The sequence below is a fragment of the Deinococcus aquatilis DSM 23025 genome (assembly GCF_000378445.1).
In the GTDB taxonomy this organism is placed as follows: Bacteria; Deinococcota; Deinococci; order Deinococcales; family Deinococcaceae; genus Deinococcus; species Deinococcus aquatilis.
In genome coordinates, this window is sequence record NZ_KB899715.1 from 56,178 (window position 1) to 83,141 (window position 26,964).

At 63.0% G+C, this 26,964-nt stretch carries 26 protein-coding genes; 13 read left to right on the forward strand and 13 right to left on the reverse strand.

The features are described 5' to 3' along the window. Nucleotides 1-263: 263 nt before the first annotated feature. Complete coding sequence (locus F561_RS0112890; RefSeq protein WP_019010381.1) at nt 264-884, reverse strand: nitroreductase family protein; 621 nt, start codon at nt 882-884, stop codon at nt 264-266. Nucleotides 885-971: 87 nt separating this feature from the next. On the opposite strand from F561_RS0112890, the gene F561_RS0112895 reads away from it, so the two are divergent. The 5 genes from F561_RS0112895 (at nt 972) to rplS (ending at nt 3,468) form a co-directional block, all read left to right on the forward strand. Next, nucleotides 972-1,391, forward strand: a complete 420-nt coding sequence (locus tag F561_RS0112895) for a winged helix-turn-helix transcriptional regulator (RefSeq protein WP_019010382.1) — start codon at nt 972-974, stop codon at nt 1,389-1,391. Between the two features lie 11 nt (nt 1,392-1,402). Beyond that, nucleotides 1,403-1,630 (forward strand): hypothetical protein, encoded by a 228-nt coding sequence (locus tag F561_RS0112900; RefSeq protein ID WP_019010383.1) that lies wholly within the window; start codon nt 1,403-1,405, stop codon nt 1,628-1,630. Nucleotides 1,631-1,710: 80 nt separating this feature from the next. Further along, nucleotides 1,711-2,265: a hypothetical protein gene (locus tag F561_RS0112905; RefSeq protein WP_019010384.1), complete on the forward strand. Its 555-nt coding sequence runs from the start codon at nt 1,711-1,713 to the stop codon at nt 2,263-2,265. A 71-nt stretch (nt 2,266-2,336) separates the two neighbouring features. Next, nucleotides 2,337-2,744, forward strand: coding sequence for a hypothetical protein (locus F561_RS0112910; protein WP_245556513.1), 408 nt, complete (start codon nt 2,337-2,339; stop codon nt 2,742-2,744). A 253-nt stretch (nt 2,745-2,997) separates the two neighbouring features. Beyond that, a complete protein-coding gene (rplS, locus tag F561_RS0112915) occupies nt 2,998-3,468 on the forward strand; it encodes a 50S ribosomal protein L19 (RefSeq protein WP_026298869.1) in 471 nt (156 codons plus the stop codon). A 64-nt stretch (nt 3,469-3,532) separates the two neighbouring features. Here rplS and F561_RS0112920 read toward each other — a convergent pair whose 3' ends face one another. Then, nucleotides 3,533-4,090 carry a VCBS domain-containing protein gene (locus F561_RS0112920; RefSeq protein WP_211214814.1) on the reverse strand — a complete coding sequence of 186 codons (558 nt, stop codon included), beginning with the start codon at nt 4,088-4,090 and terminating at the stop codon, nt 3,533-3,535. A 59-nt stretch (nt 4,091-4,149) separates the two neighbouring features. On the opposite strand from F561_RS0112920, the gene F561_RS0112930 reads away from it, so the two are divergent. Further along, entirely contained in the window at nt 4,150-5,082 is a 933-nt protein-coding gene (locus F561_RS0112930; protein WP_019010389.1) for a hypothetical protein, read from the forward strand. 94 nt (nt 5,083-5,176) lie between these two features. Further along, a complete protein-coding gene (gene xpt, locus F561_RS0112935; RefSeq protein ID WP_019010390.1) occupies nt 5,177-5,758 on the forward strand; it encodes a xanthine phosphoribosyltransferase in 582 nt (193 codons plus the stop codon). A gap of 42 nt (nt 5,759-5,800) precedes the next feature. Here the strand turns inward: xpt and F561_RS0112940 are convergent, their stop codons facing one another. Next, nucleotides 5,801-6,343, reverse strand: a complete 543-nt coding sequence (locus F561_RS0112940) for a GNAT family N-acetyltransferase (protein WP_019010391.1) — start codon at nt 6,341-6,343, stop codon at nt 5,801-5,803. 1 nt (nt 6,344) lies between these two features. Continuing rightward, on the reverse strand, nt 6,345-6,929 hold the full coding sequence (locus F561_RS0112945; protein ID WP_051096912.1) for a helix-turn-helix domain-containing protein: 585 nt from the start codon (nt 6,927-6,929) through the stop codon (nt 6,345-6,347). Between the two features lie 127 nt (nt 6,930-7,056). Between F561_RS0112945 and F561_RS0112950 the strand changes: the two genes are divergently transcribed. Further along, nucleotides 7,057-8,619: an acyl-CoA carboxylase subunit beta gene (locus F561_RS0112950; protein WP_019010393.1), complete on the forward strand. Its 1,563-nt coding sequence runs from the start codon at nt 7,057-7,059 to the stop codon at nt 8,617-8,619. A 143-nt stretch (nt 8,620-8,762) separates the two neighbouring features. On the opposite strand, the gene F561_RS0112955 is transcribed toward F561_RS0112950, so the two are convergent. From F561_RS0112955 to F561_RS0112975, 5 genes are all read right to left on the reverse strand, one after another. Then, a complete protein-coding gene (locus F561_RS0112955) occupies nt 8,763-9,308 on the reverse strand; it encodes a CAP domain-containing protein (protein WP_019010394.1) in 546 nt (181 codons plus the stop codon). A 160-nt stretch (nt 9,309-9,468) separates the two neighbouring features. Continuing rightward, nucleotides 9,469-10,158 (reverse strand): hypothetical protein, encoded by a 690-nt coding sequence (locus F561_RS0112960; RefSeq protein WP_019010395.1) that lies wholly within the window; start codon nt 10,156-10,158, stop codon nt 9,469-9,471. A 127-nt stretch (nt 10,159-10,285) separates the two neighbouring features. Then, nucleotides 10,286-11,617 (reverse strand): Glu/Leu/Phe/Val family dehydrogenase, encoded by a 1,332-nt coding sequence (locus F561_RS0112965; protein WP_019010396.1) that lies wholly within the window; start codon nt 11,615-11,617, stop codon nt 10,286-10,288. 129 nt (nt 11,618-11,746) lie between these two features. Then, the gene (locus F561_RS0112970) at nt 11,747-12,991 is read right to left on the reverse strand and encodes a Glu/Leu/Phe/Val family dehydrogenase (protein WP_026298872.1); all 1,245 of its coding nucleotides are present in this window, start codon (nt 12,989-12,991) and stop codon (nt 11,747-11,749) included. A 415-nt stretch (nt 12,992-13,406) separates the two neighbouring features. After that, entirely contained in the window at nt 13,407-14,381 is a 975-nt protein-coding gene (locus tag F561_RS0112975; protein WP_019010398.1) for a polyprenyl synthetase family protein, read from the reverse strand. A gap of 139 nt (nt 14,382-14,520) precedes the next feature. Between F561_RS0112975 and F561_RS0112980 the strand changes: the two genes are divergently transcribed. Both F561_RS0112980 and F561_RS0112985 read left to right on the forward strand, forming a co-directional pair. Beyond that, on the forward strand, nt 14,521-15,138 hold the full coding sequence (locus tag F561_RS0112980) for a general stress protein (protein ID WP_245556514.1): 618 nt from the start codon (nt 14,521-14,523) through the stop codon (nt 15,136-15,138). 92 nt (nt 15,139-15,230) lie between these two features. Continuing rightward, nucleotides 15,231-16,409, forward strand: coding sequence for a M20 family metallopeptidase (locus F561_RS0112985; protein WP_019010400.1), 1,179 nt, complete (start codon nt 15,231-15,233; stop codon nt 16,407-16,409). Between the two features lie 81 nt (nt 16,410-16,490). Here F561_RS0112985 and F561_RS27235 read toward each other — a convergent pair whose 3' ends face one another. From F561_RS27235 to F561_RS0113005, 4 genes are all read right to left on the reverse strand, one after another. Next, a complete protein-coding gene (locus F561_RS27235) occupies nt 16,491-19,472 on the reverse strand; it encodes an HD domain-containing phosphohydrolase (RefSeq protein WP_019010401.1) in 2,982 nt (993 codons plus the stop codon). 179 nt (nt 19,473-19,651) lie between these two features. Continuing rightward, nucleotides 19,652-20,233: a GTP cyclohydrolase I FolE gene (folE, locus tag F561_RS0112995; protein WP_040380689.1), complete on the reverse strand. Its 582-nt coding sequence runs from the start codon at nt 20,231-20,233 to the stop codon at nt 19,652-19,654. 319 nt (nt 20,234-20,552) lie between these two features. Then, nucleotides 20,553-21,767 (reverse strand): adenylosuccinate synthase, encoded by a 1,215-nt coding sequence (locus tag F561_RS0113000; RefSeq protein WP_019010403.1) that lies wholly within the window; start codon nt 21,765-21,767, stop codon nt 20,553-20,555. 279 nt (nt 21,768-22,046) lie between these two features. Then, a complete protein-coding gene (locus F561_RS0113005) occupies nt 22,047-23,720 on the reverse strand; it encodes an E3 binding domain-containing protein (RefSeq protein WP_245556515.1) in 1,674 nt (557 codons plus the stop codon). 438 nt (nt 23,721-24,158) lie between these two features. Here F561_RS0113005 and F561_RS0113010 point away from each other — a divergent pair, with 438 nt between their 5' ends. The 3 genes from F561_RS0113010 to F561_RS0113020 all read left to right on the forward strand — a co-directional run. Then, on the forward strand, nt 24,159-25,193 hold the full coding sequence (locus F561_RS0113010) for a Glu/Leu/Phe/Val dehydrogenase family protein (RefSeq protein ID WP_019010405.1): 1,035 nt from the start codon (nt 24,159-24,161) through the stop codon (nt 25,191-25,193). 187 nt (nt 25,194-25,380) lie between these two features. Next, a complete protein-coding gene (gene udk, locus F561_RS0113015; protein WP_019010406.1) occupies nt 25,381-26,007 on the forward strand; it encodes a uridine kinase in 627 nt (208 codons plus the stop codon). A 204-nt stretch (nt 26,008-26,211) separates the two neighbouring features. Continuing rightward, nucleotides 26,212-26,964, forward strand: a 753-nt coding sequence (locus F561_RS0113020; protein WP_425386922.1) for a DUF5693 family protein, incomplete at its 3' end; no start/stop codon positions are given.

A 26,964-nucleotide genomic window follows, 5' to 3' on the forward strand; every position in this document is an offset into this window, starting at 1 on the left:
GTGTGGCTCAGCAACGTTTCGGTGTACAACTCCAACCCCCAGTCAGCTTCGCCGCCAGCCCCCCTTAAAAAGGAACAGCAAGCTCTTGTCACCACCTCTAAGGGGGCGTTGCGTCAGCAACGGGGGGGTTATGTCACCCAGCCTTCAACGTGTGGCCCACCTCCGCAAGAATCTATAAACCCCGCTTCTGCACTGTCTGCGGCTCTGGCACAGCCACAAAAAACCGCCCCACAAAGGAGGCGGCTAACGTGGAAATTCTGGATTCAGTAGAACTTGGTGATGCGCTCGACGCTGTGGCGGTGGTGGGGGAAGCCTTCTTCCGCACGCTTGCCGATGGGCAGCAGGCCAGCAAACTGGACGTGAGCGGGCAGGCCCAGCAGTTCCTTGACCTGTTCGGGGTTGAAGCCGAGCATGGGCACGGTGTCGTAGCCGAGGCTGCGGGCGGCGACCATCAGGAAGCCGAAGGCGATGTTGGCCTGCGACAGACCCCACGCGCCGCGCTGGGCCACGTCCTGAGCGCCGAACGCGCCGTTGAAGGTGTTGCGCTGGCCGGTGCGTCCTGCTTCGCCCATGCCGGGGTGGGCGGTTTCTTCAACCGTATCGAGGGTGTCTTCCATGTCGCTGTAGACCACGATCACAGCGGGCGCGTTGGTGATCTGACCCTGGCCGTAGGCGGCAGCTTGCAGCTTGGTCTGAAGCTCGGGGTTCTGGATCACGGCAAAGCGCCACGTCTGGGCATTCCAGGCGCTGGGGGCGAGGCTGGCGAGGCGCAGGACTTCGTGCAGGTCGGCGGCGGGAATGGGTTCCTGCACGAACTTGCGGATGCTGCGGCGGGTCTCGATGGCTTCGGCGGCGGTCAGGGGGCGGGTGCTTGTAGCAGTCATGAGAGAACAATATTGCAAGTGCTTTATATTGTCAAGCGGTGTAATCTGCGCCGCAGTGTGTTCGGGGTTTAGGTGTAAAGTACTGTCATGACTCTTGCCGCGCCTACGCAGGTCGCTGCCCTCAGTGGCGCGGCTGCCACCACCGCCCACCAGCCCGGATTCTGCCCTGTATACCGTGCCATCGGGGTCCTTCAGGAAAAATGGGTCCTGCATATCGTCCGCGCACTCCTTGACGGCGAAAAGGGCTTCAATGAACTGGCCCGCGCCGTGGGCGGCTGCAACAGTGCCACCCTCACGCAGCGTCTAGAGCACCTGGAAACCCTGTCTCTCATCGGCAAGCGCACCGAAGACACGCACGGCAAACTGGCCCGCAGCGTGTATTCACTGACGCCCGCAGGCCGTGAATTGCAGGGCGTGATTCAGGCCATCGATATGTGGGCACGCGAACACCTGCAAGAAGACGACACCAAGGCTGACCACACCTCGGGCTGCGCTTCCGCCGTCTGATCACCTGAACCATGACCGCCTTCCTGATCTTCATTCTGCTGCCCGTTCTTCTGATCGTGGCAGCTTTTTTTATCAAACCGCTGGTGCGGCACGACAAGCGGTACGGCGATCCTCTGGGCGAGGGATTGGCAGCACGGGGAATCTTCGGTGGGCACGGCCTGTCACCTGATGAGCGTGTGGTGGCCGAAGAAACTGGGCAAGTAAAGTTTGACTTCGGTGATTCCGAGAAACAACGGTAGGTCAGCAATATAAATGCACCTTTAGGCAGGCGTCATCTTGGACCATCCAGAACGCACGGCATGGCCCTTACGCTGACCGCATGAGTCTCAAAGACAGCTTTACGCCGGAAGAATGGTTCAAGGTCATGAGTGGGCCAGGTCGTGCGGGGGCCGTGATCGTGGCGGCCAGTCCCAGCGGCATTACGGGTATTGTGGCCGAAGCACGCGCCATTGGCGACGCCATCCGCGAGCAGGTCAGCGGGCCGGGGCGCACGCCGCTGTTAGAAGCGATGGCCGCCGACCTGATCGGCACGCCCCCCGATCCCAAGACCCTGCCCCAGCCGGACCGCGCCCGCAACATGGACGAGGCCCGCCAGCAGGGGCTAGAAGCTGTGCGGCAGGCCGTCTGGTTGGTCAGTGCCAAGGCCAGCCCCGAAGATTCTGCGGCCTACCGTAACCTCCTGATGGTGGTGGCCCAGCGCACTGCCGAAGCGGCCAAGGAAGGCGGATTTCTGGGCATCGGCGGCGAGTTGGTCAACGACAAGGAACGCGCTGCACTGGCCGAACTGCGGGAACTGCTGCGGCTGGATGAGGTTGAAGCCACCTCTACACCGGTTGCGTCCATCAATCCTGACGGTTCGGGGAACAGTCCGTGAAGGTCTGATCAAGTCCCGAAAAATACATTTGTCTCACGCCTGATCCCTGTGCCCGCGCTAGCCTGCCGCCTGTGATTTGGGTTCGGATGAGTGGAGTTCTGGTGCTGTCGCTGCTGCTGATGGGTTGTCAGGACAGGCAGGCCCGCAGCGACAACGCGCGGTTGGCGGCGCGGGTCTTGATGCTGGAACAGCAGGTGACTCAATTGCGTCAGGCCCAAACGGAGGCCTCTGCTGTGGGTGCTCCCGACGGGTTCATGGAGCGGGCTGCCGCCCAGAACTGTGCCAACGACCTCTCCCGTACACTGGAAACCTTCCGTCAGGACAGCATCGACGGTGTATATCCCACCCCGGCCCGGCTGAATTTGCCCGATTCCTGCGTGGGCCAGAAAATACAGTGGGTGCGCCTGACCGAAAAGGCCTACGCTTTTGCGCTGGTTGATGAGAGCGGCGCGGAACTGACGCAGGGAAGCGGGCCTTAGAGTTTGGCCGACGGTTCCGGGCCATCAACTTCAATCTGATTCACCGGTTCCAGAGCATCACTCAAACAGGCTGTGGTCGTGTTTGCCCCAGAGAGACTGGACGATTTTCTGAAGAGCCGCTCTTGCCCCCGCCTTTCAGACCGTCTATACTCTCAAAGTTTGGTCTGCCAGAATTGGCCGCCAGCGTAGGTTCATGAATGCCTCTGCCCGCACACCGGGACTGTGGGGCAGTCCGCTGACCGAAGGAGTTTTCATGACAACCATCGTAAAAGTGAACCGTGGCGCGATCTTGCGTGCCGTCGAGCAGCCCCACATCAAAGAAAACCTGCCTGATTTCCGCCCCGGTGACACCATCCGCGTGGAAACCAAAGTGGTGGAAGGTACCCGTACCCGCAACCAGGCTTTTGAAGGCGTCGTTATCGCCATCAACGGATCGGGCAGCCGCAAGAGCTTCACGGTTCGCAAGATCAGCTTCGGTGAAGGCGTGGAGCGCGTGTTCCCCTACAGCACGCCCCTGATCGCCAAAGTCACCATCCTGGAACGCGGCAAGGTCCGCCGCGCCAAGCTGTACTACCTGCGCGAACTGCGCGGCAAGGCTGCACGTATCAAGAACGACCGCAGCCGCGTGATGAAGGACGCCGCCCGCGCCCAGCAGCAGAAAGCCGACGCTGCTGCCGCCGCCGCTGCGCCCGCTGCCGAAGTTCCCAGCACCGAGCAAGAGTAAGCTTCAAGCTCAGCTTCTTGCACAGAGCCGTCTACCTTTCGGGGTGGGCGGTTTTTTATTGGGTTCAGGGAATGCGGATATAGCTACTGCGGTTGCGAAAAGCGAATGTGCTCCCGGGGGCGCGGGTTTCGGTCAGGGTGATCAGGGTGGTGCGGCCTAGAGTGATTGTGCGCCGAATTTCTACCCGTTGGGCGTTTTCCACCTGGGTACCCATCAGTACGGCCTTGTCACCCCTTCCACTGATCAGGGCAGAAAAATCTCGGCTGGTATATCGCTGCACCTCTGGCTGACCCAGGGTCGTCACTGTGTAGGTGCCTGCCTTCCAGCGGTGGGTTTCCAGGCTGCTGACGGTGGTGCCGAAATCGTCGTACTGGAAGTTCCAGGCGGCGCTGACTGCACCATTGGGCCGGATATTCAGGCTGACTGGAATCTTGACCCGCCGATCTGCGCCGTAATCCTGATATTCCAGAGTTCCGGCCCAGCGTCCGGCAAAACGGTCAAAGGCGAGGGGCGCGGCAGCCTGGGCGCTCAGCAGACCAACAGACAGGCCCGTGATGATCAACCGGGGCATATGGAGGCCAAGCTTCTGGAAAGAACTTGCGTGAATAGTGGCTCTCTTCATCCCGACTCCTTGATCGCCGACCTCGACTCCCTTGAGCTTGAGATTACAATATCCCTCACATGACCCTTCCCACCGGCTGGAAACCCGCGCCTTCAGGCTACAAACATGTGGTCAGTGTGTCTATCGGCAGCAGCAAGCGCAATGCCCGCGAAGAAATCTCGGTGCTGGGTCAGCCTTTTGTGCTGGAGCGCATCGGCACCGACGGCGACATGAACAAAGCAGCCGAACTGTTCCGGGAACTTGATGGCCGGGTGGACGCCTTCGGGCTGGGCGGGGCCGACCTGTACGTGATCGCAGACGGCAAACGCTACACCTTCGGCAACGTGCGAAAGCTGGTCGCCAATGCCAAAATCACGCCGGTACTTGATGGCAGTGGCCTGAAAAATACGCTGGAGCGGGACGCCATTGCCCAGCTTGATCCGCTGCTAAATTGGCGCACCAAAAAAGTGCTGATGGTCAGTGCCGTGGACCGCTTCGGGATGGCCGAGGCGCTGGCGCAGGCGGGCGCAGATGTCGTATACGGCGACATCGTGTTTGGCCTGAACATAGACCGCCCGCTGCGCTCCATCAACTCTTTGCGGCGGGTGGCGCGGCTGGTGTTGCCCGCCATTACCAAGCTGCCGCAGGACTGGTTCTATCCCACCGGGGCCAAGCAGGAAACCAGCGTGGCAGGCAAGGGAACCCGCTATTACGCGTGGGCGGACGTGATCGCCGGAGACACCCACTACGCCAAACGCTACGCCCCCCACGACCTCCGGGGCAAAACCATCCTGACCCAGACCGTCACCGAAGCAGACCGCGTGTGGATGAAAGATCGCGGCGTGTCTCGCCTGATCACCACCACGCCGCGCATGGGAAGCCGCAACTTTGCCACCAACGTGCTGGAAGCGTTTTTTGTGGCCCTCAGTGGCACAAAAGAAGCGCTCAGCGAGGCCGAATACCTGCGCTACGTGCGCGAAGTGGGCTTCAAGCCGGAAATCAACGACCTCTAAGCAAAACGATCTCTAAGCCGTCAGGGGCGAGGGCAAGAGGCACGGTCTATCTTCTGTGCCGCTTGCCCCGCCGCGCACCTGTAGGATTGCCCCTATGCAAGCTCTCGTGGACGCAATTCGTGCCCAAGGTGTCATTCTGCCGGGTGGATTTCTGAAGGTAGACGGGTTGGTCAACCACCAACTTCTGCCCGCCCTGACCCGTGAAATGGGCGAGCATTTCGCTGAATACTTCGCGCCCTTGAAGCCCAATAAAATCCTGACCATCGAGGTCAGCGGCATCGCGCCCGCGCTGGCAACCTCTCTGGTGCTGGGCATTCCGATGGTGTACGCCCGCAAGAAAAAGCCCATCACCATGAAAGAGCCTGCGTATACGGCCCAGTCCATCAGCCGCACCAAAGGCGGCGTCGTAGACCTGTTCGTGTCCAGCGAGTTCTTGGGGCCGGATGACCGCGTGATCGTCATTGATGATTTTCTGGCGTCGGGCGGTACGCTGCGTTCTCTGAATACCATCATTCAGGCCAGCGGCGCAGAGTTGCTGGGCCTCGGCTGCGTCATCGAGAAAGGCTTCGAGGAAGGCCGCCTGAAGCTGGCCGACCTGAATATTCCGATTCATACGCTGGCGAACATCATCCGCATGAGCGAGGCAGAGGGGATTGTGGTGGAGTTGGGGCAGTAAGGCGGATTGGGGGGGCTAGAGCAGACCAGCGTGCAAGAGCGCCTAGACCTGCTCCAGCCGCTTCCAATACAGCAGCGTTCCCGTCAGGCCGCCGTGGGGTTTGAGGGCAAAGTCGGGGATTTCTCCAGCCAGCGTGTAGCCCAGTTTTTCGTACAGGCCCGCCGCGCCGCCGTCTGTGGCGGTGTCCAGCACCAGCAGGGTTCGGCCCCGCTGTCCGGCCAATCCTTCGGCTTCGCGGAGGAGGGCTGTGGCAATGCCCTTTCCCCGGTGGCCCAGCCGGGTCATCATTTTGGCAATTTCGGCGCGGTGGGGCTGATTGGGCGGAAAATCCAGCAGCAGGGTCACGGTGCCGATGAGCTGTTCGGCCTGCCAAGCGCCCAGAACCACGCGTTCGCCCCGGTGGGCGGCGGCCAGCGACCCGGCCCAGAATGCCTCGGCGTCGGCGGGGGCCAGCGGATGCATAAAGCTCACTGATTCTCCGTTGGCAACCGTCTGAATGATCAGGGTGCAGAGTTGATTCAGGGTGTCTGGATCGGCATTCAGGGCGCGAATCTGGAAGGGCGGTACAGGTGCAGGGTGTGTCATCTCAACTCCGGGACAACATGACGAGGTAGGTGCAGGGCTGAGCGGCAGGATTGCTGAAGGTCACGTCATGCGGCGGGCCGAACGCGAGGCTGTCTCCGGCGGCCAGCTCATGACGCTCCGGCCCTTCCTGAACTGTCAGGGTTCCGGCCTCCACCAGCACCACCTGACGAATCCGGGCATAAGAAGATGCGGGCAAGTTGACGTGTTGATGCTGCGGTAGCGTGACCCTGACCACTTCCACCGGATGATCGGGGCGCATAACAAGTTGCTGACGCTCGTAACCTGTTTCGGGGTCGCGCCAGCGGGGTTGATCGGCGGCCCGCACCAACCGCCCGGTGTGGCCCTCGGCCCGCAGCAGCAGCCCCGCCAGCGTCAGATCAAAGGCCCCGGCCAGCCGAACCAGCGTTCCCGCCGTCGGACTCATCTCGCCGCGCTCGATTTTGCTGACCGCCGCCTTGGACACCCCGGAATGCTGCGCCAGATCAGCCTGTGACCAACTCCGCGCCTCCCGCTCCAGCCGGATACAGTGGGCCAGTTGCGCCGCTGTATCCTTCTCTGTCGGTGGCTCGCCTTGAATAAGACTCATATGGCTACTATAAGAGATTTTGGAGCCGTGGGCTATGGGCCACGAAAAGTCGGACTCCCCGGAGCAGGTCAAAGACTTGCCTTGAACTGTTCCCCACATCCTAACGGGCGTTTGGATAGATTGGGGCATGACTCAACAGGCCCTAGAGCTTCAGGAACTGATCGCCACGATGGAGCAGCGCCGCGCCAAAGTGGAACTCGGCGGCGGCGTGGAGCGGCAGCAAAAGCAGCGGGCGGGCGGCAAACTCACGGCCAGAGAACGCATAGACACGTTGCTGGACGCGGGCAGCTTTCTGGAACTCGGCACCTTCGTCGAGCACCGGGGCGGGCGGCTGATGCAGGGCGTGGAGGCCCCCGGAGAGGGCGTGGTCACGGGCAGCGGCACCATAGACGGGCGGCAGGTCTTCGTGTTTAGCCAGGATTTCACCGTGCTGGGCGGCAGTCTCGGCAAAATGAACGCCGCCAAGATTACCAAGGTCATGGATCTGGCGGCCCGTACAGGGTGCCCGGTCATCGGCCTGAACGATTCGGCGGGCGCCCGCATTCAGGAAGGCGTGGATTCCCTCAGCGGCTACGGCGAAATCTTTTACCGCAATGCCGTCTATTCCGGCGCGGTGCCGCAGATCAGCGCCATTCTCGGCCCCTGTGCGGGCGGCGCGGTGTATTCTCCGGCCCTCACCGACTTTATTCTGATGAGCGGCGGTAGCAGTTATATGTTTATCACTGGCCCCGAAGTCATCAAAAGCGTGACCCGCGAGGACGTGACCTTCGACCAGTTGGGCGGCGCAGACGTACACACCCGCAAATCGGGCGTGGCGCATCTGGAATACGACGGCGACGAGGCGGTTCTGCGCGGCATCCGCGATCTGCTGGGGTATCTGCCCCAGAATGCCCGTGAGAAAGCGCCGGTGCATCCCACCTCCGACCCGGCGAACCGCCGCAACGACGCCCTTCTGAAGATCGTCACGCCCGACCAGCGCAAGCCTTATGCCATGCACGAGGTGATTCATGAACTCGTGGACGACGGCACGTTTCTGGAAATCCAGCCGAACTGGGCCAAGAATATTCTGGTCGGGTTTGCCCGCCTGAACGGCCAGAGCGTGGGCATCGTCGCCAACAATCCGCGTGTGATGGCCGGAACCCTGAACATCGACGCCTCGGACAAGGCGGCCCGCTTCATTCGCACCTGCGACTGCTACAACATCCCCATTCTGACGCTGGTGGACGTGACCGGATTTCTGCCCGGCGTGGCGCAGGAACATGCGGGCATCATCCGGCACGGCGCGAAGATGCTGTATGCCTACGCCGAAGCCACCGTGCCCAAAATCACGCTGATCACGCGCAAAAGCTACGGCGGCGCGTACCTCGCCATGAACAGCCGCGATATGGGCGCAGACGTGGTGTACGCGTGGCCCACCGCTGCCGTGGCCGTGATGGGCGCGGAGGGAGCCGCCAACATCGTGTACCGCCGCGACATCCAGAACGCTGAGAACCCCGAAGCGATGCGGGCCGAGAAGATCCGCGATTACAAAGACGCCTTCGACAATCCCTATGTGGCCGCCAGCAAGGGCTACATAGACGACGTGATCCCGATGGAAGATACCCGCGCCCGGTTGATCCAGACCTTTGCCATGCTGCGCGAAAAGCGGGAAGAGAGGCCGTACAAAAAGCATGGAAATATGCCGCTGTAGGGGGCTTGAAAAGAAACCCCCCAGTCTGCGGCGCAGCCAGCCCCCCTTAAAGGGGAGCGCAACAGCTGTTGTCCTCCCCTCTAAGGGGGGGCATTGCGTCAGCAGCGGGGGGGCTTACACGCCAACGTTGCCTACACCCTCCCTTACCGCCGCCCGAAATCCTGCACCCAGTAATGGCCGTAGCTTCCGCCCGCCGCGTAACCCACGCCGAGTTCCTTGAAGTTGGCGTTCATGATGTTGCGGCAGTGCCCTTCGCTCTTGAGCCAGCCTGCCACGACAGTTTCCGGCGTACTCTGGCCCGCCGCGATATTTTCCCCGATGGAGCGCCAGGCGTACCCGGTGGCCGTGACGCGCTGGGCCATTGTGCGGCCATCCTGACTGGTGTGGCTGAAGTAGTTGCGGGCGGCCATGTCGGCGGCGTGGCCCTGCGCGGCCTGGGTCAGTTGGGCGTTGGCGGCCAGCGGTGCGGCGGCAGAAAAGCGGGTGCTGCCGCAGGTACGGGCCTGAGCGCGGGCGGTGTTGGTCAGGCTCAGTACGCGCTGGGCAAAGGTTCCAGTGGTGGCGGCGGGCCTCTGAGTGGGCGCAGACGATCCACCCGGTGTTGGTGTAGAACCGCAGGCAGCCAGTGTGAGTGTCAGAAGAAGGGCCGCTGGAGCAGCAGTCGAGCGGAAAGACAGGGGCTTGTGCATGTGCCGCTATTACAGTGCCTGACTCCTGTTGCTGGCGTGAGCTTCTCACTCTCATCTCTCATCTGTTGCCCAAAGCTGCTGGCAAGCAGAAGAACCCGGCAGATGTAGAAAATCTGATCTTAAGAAAACGATACCTTTCTCATGTTTCGAGCACGATAGTTCACGGCAACAAGGTGAAACCGACGATTTTTGCATCTTCCACATGAAGGGGTGAGGTATCGGGCAGGCTCACGCGCACCGTACCGCCGGACAAGTGGGCCGCCGCATTCAGCAGGGGCGCATCGGCTGCGGGGTCGAGTGTGCCCCACAGATGCGCCGCGCCGCCCTCCAGATCACGCCACAGCAGCGCTCCGATGGCTTCTCCGCCCGCGTAGGCCATCAGGAGCACGCTGCCGGGGTCGCCTTCCAGTGGCCCCGCAAAGTGGCGGGCCAGAGCTGGCGCCCATTCCGCCGCGCCGTAAGCCTCGGCCAGCACGCCTGCCCAAGCTGCCAGATGTAGCCGCGACACCTGTTCCACCACGATCACGCCGGGGTCGGGCACGGGCGCAAAGGTGCCCACGCGCAGGCCGCCCACATCCTCGCCCGCCACCGCGTTCACCGAAGCCACCAGCGGCGGCGCGTCCTGTCCCAGATGCCATGCCCGCACCAGCGGCAACACATCCTCCGCATTTTCCGGCAGATAGGAGGCGTTCAGTGCCAGCACATTGATTCCCGGCGTGTGCAGCGTGACTGTGCCCCTGCCGTGCTGATCAGAAACATCGCGCCTGACGGTAGAAAACGGCTCGAAATAGGCCACGAGTTCGGCCAGCACGGGCGGCAGCGTGGAGGAAGCTGGGGCAGGGGAGGGCATAGCGGCAGGCTAGGGGCTGGGGGCCACAAAAAACAACTATAAAAACAACCGCCGAGCTGCCCCAGCGGTTGCTTTTATCATGTTTTATCTGTTCCCACTGACCACTGACTACTACCCACTCACGGTTTTACGGATACAGACCGCGCAACGCCCGAGCTTCCAGCACCCGCGTACAGGCCACGATATACGCCGCTGTCCGGAGGGTCACGCCGTGTTTTTCCTTCACGTCCCAGAGGCTCAGGAAGGCTTCGCCCATGATCCGGTCAAGGCGCTTGTTGATTTCATCTTCGGTCCAGAAGAACGACGAGAAATCCTGCACCCACTCGAAGTAGGACACCGTGACGCCGCCCGCGTTGGCGAGTACGTCGGGCACCACCGTGATGCCGCGCTCACTCAACAGGTCGTCGGCGGCGGGTGTGGTGGGGCCGTTTGCGCCCTCCACGATCAGTTTGGCCTGAATCCGTCCGGCGTTGGCTTCGGTGATCTGTTTTTCCAGCGCGGCGGGAATCAGCACGTCACATTCCACGTCCCAGAAGGCGTCGCGGGCCAGTTCTTCGGTGTCGGCCAGACCCGTGATCTTGCCGCTCTGCCGCAGGTGGGCCAGAGCCGTACGTGGGTCGATTCCGCCGTCACTGTGGATGGTTCCGGTCACGTCCTGAATCGCCACGATCTTCGCGCCGTGATCGTGGAAGATGCGGGCGGCGGCCTCGCCCACGTTGCCGAAGCCCTGAATGGCGATGCGTGCGCCCTCCAGACGGATGCCCAGCTTCTTGAGGGCTTCTGCGCCCGTCACGAAGACGCCGCGTCCGGTGGCATCGGCGCGGCCCAGCGATCCGCCCAGCGCCACTGGTTTACCCGTGACCACGCCCGTCGCGGTGCGGCCCACGTTCATCGAATAGGTGTCCATCATCCACGCCATCGTCTGCGGGTTGGTGTTCACGTCGGGGGCGGGGATGTCTTTTTCTGGTCCGATGACGAGGCCGATTTCGGTGGTGTAGCGCCGTGTCAGGCGCTCAAGTTCGCCCGTGCTGTACTTGCGCGGATCGATGCGGATGCCGCCTTTGCCGCCGCCGTAGGGCAGGTTCACGGCGGCATTCTTCACGGTCATCCACGCGCTCAGGGCCATCACTTCGCTGAGGGTCACGTCCTGGTGGTAGCGCACGCCGCCTTTGGCCGGGCCGCGTGAGGTGTTGTGCTGCACGCGGTAGCCCTCGAAATGCGCCACGGTGCCGTCGTCCAGATGGATCGGCACATCCACGACCAGAATGCGTTTGGGCCGCTTGAGGGTTTCCACCCAGTAGGCCAGCTTGCCCAGGTACGGCGTGACCCGCTCCACCTGCTCCAGATAGATGGCGTATGGCCCCAGATCGTTGGGGTCGAGGTAGCTGGGAATGGCGTGGTGGCCGAGCTTGGACGTGTCCTGCGCGGCGGCGTTGGGATTGGGTTCGGTGGTGGTCATTGCGGGAAAGCCTCCTTTGGAGGGGGATATAGGCTAGATGGAGGTTGGAGGAGGTCGGGAAGGGTTAGCGGGCGGTAGGTTCGATTGGGTTGATACACCTACAATCCACATCCCACTTCCTACCTTTTCTCAGGGGTATACGCCGCGCATCACGCTGGCTTCGTGCAGCCTGTTCAGGGCGATGGCGTAGGCTGCCGTCCGCATATCGGTCTGGCGGGTTCGCATGAATTCCAGCACGCCGTCTACGGCCCGGTCTACGCGCAGGTCAATGGCTTCTTCAATCTCGGTTTCGGTCCAGAAGAAGTTGCTGGCGTCCTGCACCCATTCCAGATAATTGACGATCAATCCGCCAATCGAGGCCACCAGATCAGGCAGCACGGTCACGCCCTGAGCCTTCAGGAAGCGTTCGGCTTCGGGCAGCACGGCGCGGTTGGTGGCTTCCACCACGTAGCGGGCACGCACAGCATGGGCGTTTCCGGCGTTCACGGCCCCGTAGTCGTAGGCCAGCATCAGCACGTCCACGTCCAGTTCGATCACCTCGTCGGCGGTGATGTCGGTGGCAAAGCCCTGCACGCTGCCGTGCTGCTCGCGGTAGGCAGCCAGCGCTTCCAGGTCCAGGCCCCCACTGGCAAAGGTGCCGCCGTCCTGATCACTGACCGCAATGACCAGCGCACCCTCGGCGGCCAGGGTGCGGGCGGCCTTGCGGCCCACGTCGCCAAAGCCGTACACGGCGGCGCGGGCACGGTTCAGGCTCTCTCCCTGTTCCTGTAGCACGCGGCCTGCCACCAGTGCGGCGCTGCGGCCCCGTGCATCCTTGCTGGCGTAGCTGCCGCCCAGCGGAATAGGTTTGCCCACCACCACGCCGCTCACGGTCTCGCCCGTGTTCTCGCCGTAGGTGTCCAGAATCCAGGCCATCACCTGCGCGTCACTGCCCACGTCGGGGGCCAGGATGTCCTCGTTTTTGCCGATCAGGTCAACGAGTTCGCTGGTATAGCGCCGGGTCAGCCCTTCCAGCTCTCCGGGCGAGAGGGTGGCCGGATCGACGTCCACGCCCCCTTTTGCCCCGCCCAGAGGCAGGTCAGCCACTGCGGCCTTGAGGGTCATGATGGCCGCCAAGACTTCGCATTCATGGGCATTGAGGCCCGCCTTGAAGCGCACGCCGCCCATGCTGGGGCCACGCGCCGTACTGTGAACCGTGCGGTAGCCCCGGAACACGCGAATCTGTCCGTCGTCCATCCGCACGGGCAAATTGACGCTGAGGGTGCGTTTGGGATACTTGAAGTAGGCCAACGACTGGTCGCTGACCGCGCAGTAGGGCAATGCATCCTGGAGCTGCTCCATGAGGCCTTGCCAATTGAGTCCTGATGCCCTCATTCCAGAGTTCTCCTTGGAGGTAGTGAGTTAAAAGAGGCGGTGCAATTTTGAGGCAACCAGAGCATACACGCATAGACAAATGCATAAGCGTGAAGACCGGAGCGTCACCATAATGCCCGGCCCTGCGACCTCATCCAGCCCAGCATCACCCAAAAAGCTCCACAGCCACGCCAAAATGTTGAAGCGTTTCCAGAGCGTCTGAGTGCGAGGTCAGCCCTTGCCGCCGCCTTCCAAACGAGAAGGAAGGCGGGTCAGTCTGAACCAAAAAGGCTGTCCGGTCAATTGGGACGGTCTGGAGATCGTCTTGGATTTGAGGGTATGAGGACAGAGTCAGCCGCTTCGCTCACTGTTCCCGCTCTGGAAGCGTTCTGTCGCCAACTTCTGAGAGTTTGGCCCACGCCCTCGGTAGCTGCGTTTAATGACTGCGTTCGATCTCTTTCTGGGCCAACGCTGCCAGTGCGCTGCGGGCTTCGTTGGCGGGCAACGTTTCCAGCGCCCGCACCGCCAGCCCGGCCCGGCGACGGATTTCGTCGCGGGTACGTTCCAGTGCGCCTTCGGCAGCGGCCAGTGCCTGCACGCGGGCCACGTCACCCTCACCAGCAGCGCGGCGTTCCAGAATCTCGCGCACTTCGTCGGCGTGGGGGCCGTCCAGCAGGTACAGCACGGGCAGGGTGGCTTTGCCCTCGCGCAGATCGCCGCCGACCGGTTTACCGATGCTGCTTTCTTCTCCGGCCAGATCCAGCAGGTCGTCTTGCATCTGAAAGGCCATGCCGTATTCGCGGCCAAAAGTGGCAAGGGCTTCATGCTGGGCAGCGGGAGCCGAGAGCAGCAGTGCGGGCGCACTGGCGGCCAGCTCCACCAGAGCTGCCGTCTTGCCGTGAATGACTTCCAGATAATGCTCCATTGCGTATTCGCCGTAGGCGGCGACCTGAAATTGCAGCACCTCGCCCTCACAGATCACGCTGGCCGTATGACCGAAAGCACGGATCAGGGCCGCGCCACCGGGCAGGCTGGACAGCAGCATCAGCAGCCGCGCCAGCATAAAATCGCCGCTCATCACGCTGACCACGTTGCCGAATCGCCGGAAGGCGGAAGGCTTGCCGCGCCGGGTATCGGCGTCGTCGATCAGGTCGTCGTGCAGCAGGCTGGCCGAATGCAGCAGTTCTATGCACACGCCCACATCCACCACTTCATTCCAGTTGCCGCGCCCCGGATGTGCGCCCAACACCTGAGCGGCCAAGAAGGCAATCAGGGGGCGGGTCCGTTTGCCGCCCGCTGCCACCAGATCGTCTCCGATCAGTTCGATAAATTCCACGCGGGAGCGCAACACTTCACGCAGCCGTCCCTCGAAGGCCACGTTCGGCACAGCCACTTCTACCACGCCAGTCATCTTGTCAGTATAGGCAGTGCGCCGCAGCAGGGAAGGGCCGAAAGTACCCCCCTGCCCCCATCCCCCCCAGTCTGTCCGGCTTGCCAAAGGGCGGCTCAATGCCCCCGGAAGTTTGTCCCTCACATCTGACACTCTTCTCATGCTAAAACGGCAGGGTATGGAAAGTGTCATTGCAGTCTTCCGCGAGCCTACACAGGCCAAGAGCGCCCTCGAAGCCCTCAAGGCGCGTGGCTTTGACCGTGACCACCTCGGCTTTGCCCTGACCGACGTGGTCATGGAAGACGACATCGCGCAGGCCACCGGCGTCGGCCCTGAAGCGGGTGCGCCCGGCGGCAGCGCCTCGGTCATTCGCGGCACACTGGGCGGTCTGGTGGCGGGTGTGGCCCTCACGCTTCCCATCTGGCTGCTCCTGCTGATCATTCCCGAAACGCGCATCTACCAACTGGGCGGCATCTACGGCATGCTCTTCGGTGCGCTGGGCGGGGCGGGCCTCGGCGGGGTCTTCGGTGCGCTGGCCGGATCCGATCATGGCGACTACGTGAAGTTGCTGCGCCGGATGGGTGTTCCCCCAGTGCAGGCCGAACGCTTTTACGACGCCATCAAGAGCGGGCACACCCTGGTCATTGCCCGCCACCCTGACAGCAAGCGGGCCGATGAAGCGCTGAGCATCATGCGGAAAAATGGGGCCACCCAACTCGACGATGTGAAAGGCGGAGGCCGCCTGAGCAGCGAGCGAGACGGACAGGACGGACACTGACCCTGACCGCAGGTCCGGCCCAAGCCCACGCGCCCCAACGAAAGTTGGGGTTTTTGCTGTTCTACGGCCCTCAAATGGTCTACCCTACAGGCATGACACAATCCATTGACCGGGCCAGCACCCTGACCGAGCAACTCGTGGCGTGGCGGCGGCACCTGCACATGAATCCAGAAGTGGGCTTTGCCGAGCATCAGACGGCGGCGTACATCGAATCCGAGCTGCGGCAGATGCCTGGGCTGGTCGTGTCGCGCCCCACACAGACCAGTGTGCTGGCCGTGCTCAAGGGTCAACAGGCAGGCCGCACGGTGCTCCTGCGGGCCGATATAGACGCGCTGCCCATTCATGAGGAAAACACCTTTGAATTTGCCTCGCAGAATGCCGGAGTGATGCACGCCTGCGGCCATGACGGGCACACGGCCATTTTGCTGGGCGTTGCCAAACTGCTGAGCGAGCGCCCCGAAGAGGTGGCCGGAGAAATCCGCATGATTTTTCAGCACGCCGAGGAAGTCGGGCCGGGCGGAGCCGAAGAACTGGTGATGGACACGCCTCTGATGGAGGGTGTGGATGTGGTCACTGGCCTGCACCTGAATTCCTCGCTGCCCGCCGGAGTGGTGGCGGTGAAACCGGGGGCGTTTATGGCCGCGCCCGACATGCTGACCCTGACCATTCGTGGCAAGGGCGGGCACGGCGCACACCCCGAACAGACCGTGGACCCGATTGCGGTGGGCGCACAGGTCGTCACCAATCTGCAACATGTGGTCAGCCGGAATGTGGCGGCCCTCGACGCGCTGGTCGTGTCTATTACGCTGTTCCAGAGCGGCAGCACCCACAACGTCATTCCAGATACGGCCCTGCTGCAAGGCACAGTGCGTACCTTTGATGCCGAGCTGCGGGCACGCGCCCCCCAACTGATCGAGCGCGTGATCAAGGGCGTGTGTGACGCACACGGCGCAACCTACGAGCTGAATTACGAGTTGGGCTACCGGCCCCTGATCAATACCGATTGGGTGGCGGCCCGCCTGCGCGAAATCGCCCTGGAAACGGTTGGCCCCGAGTTGTATCAGGATGCCAAACCCACGATGGGCGGCGAAGATTTCAGCGCCTACCTGCAAAAAGCGCCCGGAGCCTACTTCAATGTCGGCAGTGCCAGCGACGCCGCTGACAGCCACTGGCCGCACCACCACCCCCGCTTCACCATCGACGAAGCCAGTCTGGAAACGGGCGTAAAAATGCTCCACGCCGCCGCCCTGAATCTGGGTCAACTGGAATAGGCTCACCGGAACAGACCGACTGGAACAGGTTTGAATCCTGCCTGTTCCAGTTCTTATCTTTGATGCTGCCCGTTTTTCGGCCTACTGGATCTCCCCGGCCTCCCACAGTTTCACGAACAAATCGGTCAGCTCTGGGTCGAACTGGGTGCCGCGCCCTGCCCGGATAATCTCCAGCGCCTGTGCGGGGGGCATCGCCTGTTTGTAGGGACGGGTACTCACCAACGCGTCGTACACGTCACACAGACTGAACAGGCGGGCCAGCAGCGGAATCTGTTCGCCGCCCAACCGATCTGGGTAGCCTGCGCCGTCCCAGCGCTCGTGGTGATGCCGGATCACGGCGTGCGCTTCGGGATGCAGGTAGGGAATGCGGGCTGCCAACACCGCTCCGAGTGGCGCGTGGGTTTCCATGATCAGGCGCTCATCGGGGGTCAGGCGTCCGGGCTTGAGCAGGACCGCGTCCGAGATCCCCAGTTTGCCGATGTCATGCAGGGCCGCGCCGTGCCGCAGGGCCACCAGCCGGTTTTCAGGAAGGTTCAGTGCCTGCCCCATCACATGCGCGTGGTGCCGGACGCGCTGGGTATGGCCCTGCGTTTCAAAATCTCGCACTTCCAGGGCCACGCCCAGCGTGTTCAGTGCGGCTTCCAGGGCCTCGCGCAGGTCGTTCACGTGGGCGTAGCGTTCCAGCATGCGGGAACCGACGCTGGCGAGCATCAGGCCCAGATTCTCGTCGGCAGGCTGAAAGGGTCGGTGAGCATCACGGGTCACGACCAGCACGCCCAGCGGATCATGCTTTTGCCCAAACAGCGGTACGGTCATCATGGAATCCTGGCCCAACTGTTCGCGCCTGTAGATTCTCTGATCGGCCCGTATGTCTGCGCTCCGCATGATCTTGCCAGTTTCCAGCGCTGCCCACGAAAGGCCCTGCCCACGCGGCAGCCGTACCGGGCCAAGGTCGCGGTAGTGTCCCTCGATGGTGCGGGAATTCAGTTGATCCAGCGCTGGATCGTAGCGCAGCAGGGTTGCCTGATGGGCATGCAGCAGGTCCAGCGCTGTTTCGGTGAGATGAGATTCCAGGCGGGTCTCGTCCTGCAATGAGGAAAAGTCCAGTGGCCCAGAAGTCGTGGCGGCCAGTCCGCCATCGGTCTGAAGCTGGAGATGCAATCCGGCCAGCAGGTCGAGTTCGCGCCAGCGTTGCTGAAACTGAAGCAGGGCAGCCAACTGCTGGGTAAAGGTACCGGCCACCTCGATGCTGGCTGCCGTGAAGGCATGCTCAGAGGTGAACGACTCTACATTCAGATGGGCCACCACTTCGCCGCCCAGAACGACAGGGAGGCACAGGCTGGCTTTCAAGGCGCTGCGGCGTCCTGCGGTCTGAAAGGCCACGTCCTGCCCCTCGGTATACAGCGGGTCGGATTGTGCCCAGGCCTGGGGTAATTCCTGTGCATTCAGTACCCGGGCCGTGCCCTTTTGCCAGTTTTCCCGGCCCATGCCGTACCAGCTCAGTTCAGATTGTTCGCTCAGACGCAGCCCCACCAGCGCCGAATCGTACCCTTCTACAGCACACAGACGGAACTCCCGCCCTTCACGCACATTCAGCGACCCTGCCTCTGCGCCGCCCACACAGGCGATGGCCAGCCGCAGCAACTCGGCCCAGTCTGCGTCGGTGATGCTGCGGTGCTGAGAGAGCAGATCTACCGTGGTCCTGAGAGACTGCCAGAGCGTAAACCGGGGCAGAGCCTTGAGCGGGGCGACTTCCTGCGGGTCGGCCTCTACCCAGGTCATTGTCTCTGCCGAACTGCTGATCGCCTCTGCAACGGCCTGCCTGGCCAGACCTGCTCCGGCTGACGCAGCTTTGATGGACCTGAGTTCGGAGGCTTCCCAATCTGTTCCGGCGTGCACAGGCACCAGGGGAAGTTTGCCCACAAGGGGCACGTTGGCCTGTACCGCAGCGCTGCTGACCTGCCTGGAAGCAGCCGTGGCTGGCGGATGGCTGAGGTCGGTGCTGCACACCAGGCGGTTACGGCCCTGGGTTTTGGCCAGGTACAGGGCTTCATCGGCCCGCCGAAACAGGTCATGGGGCAGTTCATGGGGGCGGCGTGTGGCGAGGCCCGCCGAAAGGGTCAACGTGGCGAGCGGTAGGTCGCTGGAAGCTGAGACTCCGGCCAGTGCCATCCCCTGCCCAGCCACGTTGGTCAGCACGCTTTCTGCCAGTGCACAGGCGCGGCTTTCGCTGCCCAGATCGGTCAGCAGGGCAAACTCCTCGCCGCCTACACGGTAGGCCCGGACCTGTTGCCGCTCATCGTGCCCCAGCACCTGCGCTACGCCCTGCAACGCCTGATCGCCCACATGATGCCCGTACCGATCATTCACGACCTTGAAATGATCCAGGTCCAGCAGCACGAGTTGCGCCCCTACATCCAATGCCGCAAGGTCGGTGTCGAACTGTCGGCGGTTCCCCAGCCCCGTGAGTGGGTCGGTGAGGGCCTGCGTGCGGAAGGCATGCGTGACCCGCAGCAGTTCGAAGCGGGACAGCAAAATGACGGCGGCCATGCCCAGCCCCGTGGTGTTGAGCAGCAGCCCCAGAGGGTACACCTGCCAGAACATGGCCCGGCCTTCCGGAAAGGCCAGTATGACCAGATTGACAGCCATGAAGGGCAAGGGCAGCAGCCAGATGTTCTGAGGGGTCAGGACCAGAATCTGTAGTCTGGAACGCAGCAGGCCCACTATCAGCAGCATGGATGCAATATTGATGGTGGCGGCGACTCCACCCTGCCAGCCTTCCAGCCAGCGCCACAGGATCAGCGGCAGGGCGGCCAGTGCCCCCACGCCCATACCGTAGCGCACTGCGATCAGGGCCAGCGGCACCAGGCGCAGATCGAACCGGAAGCCGTTGTCCTGAAGAGAAAACACCATCAGCAAGAGCGAGAAAGCGGAGGCCAGACCCACCCGCAGGGCATGCTCACGAATCCTGCGGCGCACCGGCCATTCCCGGTAGGTCAGGCTCAGGCCGAAAATGCAGGTGACCAGCAGGCAAAAATTAAACAGGACTTCAGCAAAGCCCATGATCGCCAGCCCACTGTCCTGTTCTGGTTCCAGCGATATCTGTTCCCACTCTGCACTCTGAATACTCCGCCGAGGGGGGGAGATGCTGTGAGTTTTTCGCCGTGCTGATGGGGGGCAGCTATTCCCTCAAGACCGGGATCAGGCTCAGGCAGGAGAGGGACTGGGGCAGTTCTTCCCGTTCAGCGGCTGCGGAGCGTGCCCTGCACGGCGCTCATAAACTCTGCGCGGGTCCGGGCATCATCTTTGAAGAGGCCGCGCATGGCCGAGGTGGTGGTGCTGGAATTCTGCTTTTGCACGCCGCGCATCGCCATGCACAGGTGAACGCCTTCCATCAGTACAGCCACACCCTTGGGAGCCAGAAGTTCCAGCACGGCGTCGGCAATCTGGGTGGTGATGCGTTCCTGCACTTGAAGGCGGCGGGCGTACAGGTCCACGATCCGGGCAAATTTGCTGAGGCCCAGAATTTTGCCGTCTGGAATGTAGGCGATGTGGGCGCGGCCATAGAACGGCAGCATGTGGTGTTCGCACATCGAATAGAACTCGATGTCCTTGACGATGACCATCTCGCTGCCCTCAGCCTCGAAGACGGCGTCGTTGGTCACGTCGGTCAGGGTCTGGGTGTAGCCGCCTGTCAGAAATCCCCACGCTTTGGCAACCCGCTCGGGCGTCTTGAGCAGCCCCTCGCGTTCCGGGTCTTCACCGATGGCCGAGAGCCAATCGTGGGTCAGTCCCTTCAGATCGGGCCGGGCCGAAAGTTCCAGGGGATGTTCAGCGGGCTGATCGGGATCAAGAAGGTCGAAATCAGTGTCATCGGGCTTGGTGGTGGTCAAAGTACACAGCTCCAGTGTCGCCCGGTGGGAGGGCCGACAAATCGAATGCCGCGAGTGTAGGCCAAGGCCACTCGCGGCAACTGTCTGATGGATTTCAGGCGGGAGGTTGGAATTGGGGGCAGAGCGGTGGGGGGAGTCAGGGAGAGGTCAGGGAGAGGTCAGGGTGTCAAGCCTCGCATGGAGGGTAAATGAGCGACGCAGTTGCGCCTCTTTAGCCCCCTGGATGCCTGTCCTACAGCCCACGACCTACTTAAACCCAGTCCACGGCTCCGTAGGTCTGCTCGCGGGCGGGGCCACACGAAAAGATGACAACCGGGCAGTTGACCGTTTCTTCGATCAGGTCCAGATACGCCTGCGCCTGCTTGGGCAGGGTGTCGCGGCTGTCGGCCCCGTCGGTGGTGGCCCAGCCGGGCATCTGGCGGTACACAGGTTGGCCGTCGGCGTCGTAGTGGGTGCAGACCGGAATGGTCTCCAGACCCGCCAGAATGTCCATCTTGTTGATGACCAGACCGTCCAGACCGTTCACGTCCACGGCGTAGCGCAGCAGTTCCAGGTCCAGCCAGCCTACCCGGCGGGCGCGGCCCGTGGTGGTGCCGAACTCATCCCAGGGCTTGGAGCCGTCGCCGCGCAGGCGCAGTTCCATATCTCCAAAGACTTCGGTGGCAAAGGGGCCGTGACCCACGCGGGTATTGAAGGCTTTGGCGACGCCGTATACGCGGTGAATGGCCTTGTGGTTCACGCCCGCGCCCACCAGCACGCCGCCCACCGTGGGATGACTGCTGGTGACAAAAGGATAGGTGCCGTAATTCAGGTCCAGCAGGGTGGCCTGAGCGCCTTCAAACAGCACGTTCTGGCCCTCCTTGATGGCCTGACGCAGTTGCCCGCCCGTGTCCTGCACAAAGGGCAGCAGGGCTTCGCGGGTGGGCGCGAGGGCTTCGAGGGCCACTTCTGCGTTCGTCCAGCCTGCGTCGCGGGTGCTGTTGGGTTTGGCCTCCAGCAGCCGCTCTACACGCTCGCGCAGCACGCCGTCGTCGGCAAGGTCGCCAAAGCGGATGCCCACGCGCCGCGCCCGGTCTGCGTAGGCAGGGCCGATTCCGCGCCCGGTGGTGCCCACAAAGTCCTTGCGGCCATCCACGAACTTGTGGTGAGGCAGGACCAGATGTGCCCGGTCGCTGATTCTGAGGTCAGGATTCAGGCCCGCATCCAGCAGATTCTGGCGTTCCTCCAGAAATTTCTGGGGGTCGATGACCATGCCGTCGCCCAACACCGACACCGTGCCTTCGTGCAGCACGCCGCTGGGCAGCAGATTCAGTTTGAAGGTTTGACCCTTGGCCGTCACGGTATGGCCTGCGTTCGCGCCTCCCTGATAGCGGGCGATAAATGTTGCGCGGGGAGCAAGGAAATCGGTGATCTTTCCCTTACCTTCGTCTCCCCACTGGGCACCAATAATTGCAATTCCGGGCATTTCAGCCTCCTGCCGCACGCGCAGACTTGCCCTTTTTGCTCACGCCGACGCTGCGGCAAAGCAAAAAAAAGCACGGCGCACAGCACCGTAATTCAGTGTACCCCGCCGGGGGCCGGAATGGGCGCAGGCAGAGCTAGAAGCCCTGGGCCATCAGCGGCAGTCTTACCCCGCAGGAGTCCATTCCAGCAAAACCCGCTGGATCTTTTGCCCATAACCAGAAGCGTGGGAGGGGATCATCACGATCCACCTCCCACACTTCACGTTCAGGCTTTAATCCGATCAGACCAGCAAAATCACTGGTTTCTCCAGCGTCTGCGCGACACTGGCAAGGAAGCGGGCGGCGCGTTCGGTGTCCACGTTGCCGTTGAGGGTCAGGGCGGCGCGGCCTCCCTGCACACGGCCCACGCTGAGCGTCAGGGCATGCGGGTAATGCAGGTCGTCAAGGTCCAGCAGTCCGGCGTCCACGATCAACAGGTCGGGCGTGCCGTCGTGGTCGGTGTCCAGAGCGGTCACGGCGTCACGCAGGCTGCCGGGTTTGGCGCTGCGGGTGCGGCCCGTGCTCGGGTCCTGGATGGCAACGGCGCTCAGGTCCAGAATGGCGGCGTGGTGCTGGGCGGCGCGGGCCACCAGCAGGGCCAGCGGGACATCGCGGCTCAGGGCCTCGCTGAGTTGCTCGCGCAGGTCGGCGGCGGCAGCCACCTGAGCGTCGCGGCGCAGGTAGGTACCGAACCAGACGGCGTCGCGGGGCAACGCGGCGGTGGCATCCTGGGCAGAGGCTGCACTGACAGCAGGAGTACTGGCAGCAACGGCTGCTCCGGCCATGGCATCGGCCACCGGGTCGGGCGTGGGCACAGAGGCAGGCATAGATACAGATGTGGGCTGCACTTCGGGCGCGGAAGCCGCAACCGGCACCACGTCGTCTTTGCTGGTCCAAGGCTGCGCTGCATCGCCAGCAAGAGGGGCGTCCACCTGCGGGGCGCTGAAGTCGGGGGTGTTCTGCTCGGCTTCGATGCTCAGGTCGGCTGCGGTGAGTTCAGGGGCTGCCAACTCGGGAGCGGCCACCTCTGCGACGGCCAGCGAAGGCACGGCGATATCGGGGATCACGGGCGCGGCGATGTCCGGCACGGTGATCTGGGGAGCGGCCACCTCTGGCACCTCTGCCTTGGGAGTGGCAAAGGCGGGGCCGACCATGCTGGGCATGGGGGCAGGCGTAGGAGTAGCGGCAGGGGGGGTGTCCTGCGGCGCGGCGCGGTTCTGGTAAAGGCGCGAGAGCAGTCCGCCGAGGCCGCCCTTGCTGGCAGCGGCAGCGGGCGGAACCACGGCAGCGGCAGCAGGAACCTGAATGGGTTCGGGGCGCACAGGCTCGGGCTGAGGTTGTACAGGCTCAGGCTGCACAGGCTCGGCCACCACGATACGTTCCGGGACCACGGCAGCGGCGGGCTGCACTTCCGGCACAGGTTCGGACAGTGCAGGTGCAAGCTGTACGGGTTCAGGCTCGGGCATGACGGCAGCGGCCACTTCAGGCACATCGGTCTGTGCGGCGGGCGCGATCACGGGCGGCTCGGTGGTCAGCAGATCCTCGCCGTCGTCCTCGCCTTCGTCCATCTCGAATTCCATCGCCTCTTCTTCAAAGGCGGCGGCGGGCGTGACAGGAACCTGCGGGGCAGCGGGACGGGCCTGCTCGATAAACGACGTGATGTCGCTGTCTACACCCGCCGCACTCAGCGCGGCCATGTCGAAATTGCTGTTGGCGAGGTCGCCTTCCCAGTCGGGCGGCGGCAGATCCACAGGGGTTTCGGGCGGCTCTTCCTCACCGCTCATGACGCGTGACAGGTAGTTCAGGATGTCCTGCTCCACGACCATCCCGCCCTCGCCCGTGCCGTTGAGCCTCTGCCAGTCAATCCCGTTTGCTTCTGCCAGAATCTTGGCGAGCGGAGCAATCCTATCCATCATCAACTTCCCCCTTGGGCGTGCATCGTTATAGACATTCTTGAGAGGCATTCTATCGAACAGACCCGCCTAAAGCGTGCAATTTTCGTGCTAGAGGGCGGGGTGCGCGGGGGGCAATGGGGGTGTCGGCCTTGCCGTAAGGCCCATAGTCTGTCTTTTGGGGTGATTTCGGGTCAGTTGACTTCGGCTTCTGGCAGGCTGGACAGAGCACTCAGGGTTCAGGGCAGTGCAGTGTCATCAGCGCAGTTCTGGTGGCGCGGTGCTACCCTGCTTGGCGTTACCGCGCCCCTGTGCGCGTCAGGGAGTCACCATGCAGGAAGTCACCAGGCGGCCAGTCCCCATGAGGGAAGTTCGAGAAATCACCGTGCAGAAGCGGGTTTTGTTCTGGCAGTCAGTCGGGACGAGGCACATGCATCTGAGGCAATCGCAGGAGCAGCCTTCATGCTGATTCTGGAAGAGATGCAGGCGCGGGGCCACGAAGCCCTGACGCTGCTGCACCATGCACCCAGCGGCCTGCGGGCGGCCCTGGCTATTCATTCCACGGTGCTTGGGCCAGCCATCGCAGGCGTGCGGCTCGGCGCACAGGACGAGCAGTTGGCGGTGCGCGGTGCACTAGCCCTCAGCGAAAGCCTGACCCTCAAGGCCGCGCTGGCTGGCCTGAATTACGGCGGCGGCGCGTGCGTCCTGATGATGCCCGAAGCAGGTGTGGACGATCCCCACGCCCGCGAAGCCCTGTTCCGGGCGCTCGGACGGCAGGTGCGCCCGCTGGAATCGCGGGTGGTCCTGACCGAAGACATCGGAGTATCGCCCGCCGATATCGCGTTTGTGGCACAGGAAACGCCCGCCACGTTGGGCGTGAATACCGATACGAGCAGCGTGACCGGGTACGGCGTGTACCGGGGCATGAAGGCCGCCGCCCGCTTTGCTCTGGGCAGCGAAAGTATGCGCGGTGTGCGGGTGGCTATTCTGGGTGTCGGAGCCGTGGGCCGCACGCTGGCCGGACACCTGCACCGTGAGGGCGCACGCCTGACGGTGGCCGATTTCCGCTCGGAGCGGGCCGAAGCCCTGGCCGATCAGCTCGACGGTGTGCAGGTGGTGGCCGCCGACCAACTGCTCGATACCCCCTGCGATATTTTCGCGCCCTGCGCTTACGGGCACTCGGTGCGCTCCGACGATGTGCCGCGCCTGCAATGTCGCCTGATCGCGGGCGGCGAGCATCACCCACTGACGCGGCGCGGAGAGGCTGCCGTGAAGGAAGCTGGAATCATCTATATGCCCGATTACGCCATCAATGCCGCCGGACTGATTGCCGCCGCGCAGGGAACTACGCCCGAACAGGCCGCCGAGCGCGTGTATCAGACCATCAACCGGATCACAGCGGTAGCCGAGCAGTACGGCAAACCGGCCCATATCGTGGCCCGCCGCATGGCCGAGCGCCGTATCGACCTGATCGGCAGCCTGGGACACGGCAAATGAAGGAGAAAGTGTTAATGGGGAGCAAGTTAGTGGTGAGTGGGCAGTGGGAAGTGGGAAAAGATGTGCTGGGGCCAGACTGGGCCGGGTTTGCTGGGGGTTGCGGTAGTTGTATGGAGTGGAGTTTGATCGGCCACCACGCCTTTCCTACTTCCCGCTCACGCCTCACCACTTCCGGGACGGTAGCCCCATGAGCGTCAGTAAAACAGAGCCGTTCGTGATCGGCGTGGCGGGTGGATCGGGGAGTGGCAAAACCACCGTGACCCGGCGAGTGATCGAAACCGTAGGCAGCGAGGGCGTGGCCGTACTCAGCCAGGACAACTACTACCGCGACCAGTCCGAGATTCCTTTCGAGGCCCGCCTGCACACCAATTACGACCACCCGGCAGCCTTCGACTGGGCCTTGCTGCGCGAACACGTGGACGCCTTGTTGGCGGGTGTGCCGATTGCCATGCCCGAATACGATTTCACCAAGCACACCCGGTCTCACCAGACCACCACCGTGCTGCCAGGATCGGTGGTGGTGCTGGAAGGCTTTTTTGCCCTGTACGACGAACAACTGCGTGAGCGGATGCATCTGAAGGTTTTCGTGGATGCCGATGCCGACGTGCGCTTTATTCGCCGCCTGCTGCGCGATACCCAGGAACGTGGGCGCACCCCCGAAAGCGTGATTACGCAGTATCTGGACTATGTACGGCCCATGCACCTGAGCTTCGTGGAACCCACCAAGCGCTACGCAGACGTGATCATTCCGCACGGCGGCATGAACGAACCCGCGCTGGACATGTTGGCAGCCCGCATCCGGTCCACCGTCTAGGCGGCGGGTGGTAGACCCGTGCCCTCTCCAACAGTGGACTCATCCGATAGGGGGATGATTCACCGGGTCGGCTGAGGATAGGCTGGCCCGTTTTGTTTCTGCTCGGTGGCCGCCTCTGCACTGTCTGTTCACTCTCTGTGCCCCGCGCTCACTCTGTGTTGCCACCTGCTCTGTGCCCACGCGCCTGCTCTTTCCCACTTTAGGATGTGCCCTGTGACTGATCCGAACCCCGCCACCCGTTTTCCTCTGCCCGATTCACAGGGCGGCCCACCCGTGCCCACCCCCACCCGCCACCGCCTCGCGCCCCTGCTGCTGGGGTTGATCTTCCTGTCGCTGATCCCGGCGCTGATCCTGGCCTACGGGCGCGTCACCTTCGAGCAGTCCGAGAAAACCACGTCGTACGTGATGGATTACCCGAATCTGGTGTCTCAGGCGCAGCGGTACGGACAAGACCCACAGGCGCTGCTGGACCGCTACAAGGCGCTGGGCCTGAACGGTGTGGCGGTCTACGAAGACACCATCGGCAGCCTGCAACAGCGCGGCGAGGTGTACTTTCAGGACGGCTCCGATCTGGCTGTGCAGTTTCCCGGTCAGGGCGCGGTGCCCCAGAAGTCCTACCTGCGTTCTCTGAAGCCCGGTGTGGCTGAAAGCCTGCCTGCCCGCTACACCATTCCCACCCGGTTGGTACAGATCGGCGGTTATCAGTGGGTGGAATGGGCCACCGATCCACGCTTTTTGCCCGCTGGCCCCAATACTGCGCTGATCAATGACCTCAAGGCGCAGGGCATGACGCTGGTGTACCGCCCCTACGGAGACGACGCCGTGCGCGAACCCGGAGCCGATTGGCCCGACGTGCCGTTTATCTCCTTTCCCAGCACCGAAGTGATTGGCGCACGCAGCCCCGAACTGCTGGAAAAGATCAATGAACGCATGGGCAAGCGCATTCCGGCCCTGATC